The sequence below is a fragment of the Rhizobium sp. 25PS6 genome (genome assembly GCF_032464655.1).
Classification (GTDB): Bacteria; Pseudomonadota; Alphaproteobacteria; order Rhizobiales; family Rhizobiaceae; genus Rhizobium; species Rhizobium laguerreae.
In genome coordinates, this window is sequence record NZ_JAWDIV010000067.1 from 1 (window position 1) to 938 (window position 938).

2 protein-coding genes are annotated in these 938 nt (G+C 59.2%); both read right to left on the bottom strand.

The window, feature by feature from the left end:
• Positions 1–177, bottom strand: a 177-nt coding sequence (gene bufA1 / locus RWK44_RS34820; protein WP_316030177.1) for a BufA1 family periplasmic bufferin-type metallophore, incomplete at its 3' end; no start/stop codon positions are given.
• 244 nt (positions 178–421) lie between these two features.
• Positions 422–938 (bottom strand): patatin-like phospholipase family protein (locus tag RWK44_RS34825; RefSeq protein ID WP_316030176.1); only part of this gene is annotated, 517 nt, incomplete at its 5' end.

A 938-nucleotide genomic window follows, 5' to 3' on the forward strand; every position in this document is an offset into this window, starting at 1 on the left:
TGTGCCGGCGCAGGAATGGGTGGCCGTCTGGCAATCGTTGAGGCCGGCCTTGACGACGCCGTAGCACTTCTCGAACGAGAATTCGGGCTGTGCAGCCGGGCCGGCAATGGCGCTGGAGGCAGCCATGGAGGTGATGGCAGCAAGGGCGGAGCCGATGAGGATGCGGGTCGAGTTCATGGAAATGTCTCCTGGTTGAGGTTGGATCAAACCGGTTTCCGGCTTGACTGGAATTACTTTCCCGCATTGCCGGTGATGTTTGAAATGCTGTTGCGGCATGGTTTTCATAGGTTGGCGCTATGCGCGGCAGCGGCTGGCGAGAAGGCAAAAAATACCCCCGGCGGCGACCGGGGGGGAGGAAGTGGCATGCAGCGAGGGAGGGCGCGGGACGGAACCGGCGACGCGGAAGGAAATCCTTGGAAAATCAGAGATATCGTTCGCGAATGTCGACTGTCGATCGCTTGCCGATGTCCTGGTAGTTGGCCAGCAGCCACATGTCGGCGCATTCCCGGCCGCGATCGCGCAGATCGACCAACGCCCCCCAATCGGCATTGAGCTTGCTCGACACGGAGAGGCTCTTCATCGTCTCGTCATCGGAGATGCCGTGCACGAAGATGCGCTTGAGATTGCCGGTACTTTCAGGAGATGCATCAATCAAATCGGTGACGAAAGCCACCGCCCGCATTTCCCGCAGCAGCGACGAATTGAAGCTGATCTCGTTAATGCGATTGAGTATCTCGGAGGCGGTGTGCGGCACTTCGGCACGCTCGATCGGATTGATATGGACGACCAGCACATCCGGCGTGTCGCAGCCATAGATCAGCGGAAAGATCGCCGGATTACCCATATAGCCGCCATCCCAGTAGGACTCGCCGTCGATCTCGACCGCCTGAAACAGGAAAGGCAGACAGGCCGAAGCCATGATGGCATCGATCGACAGT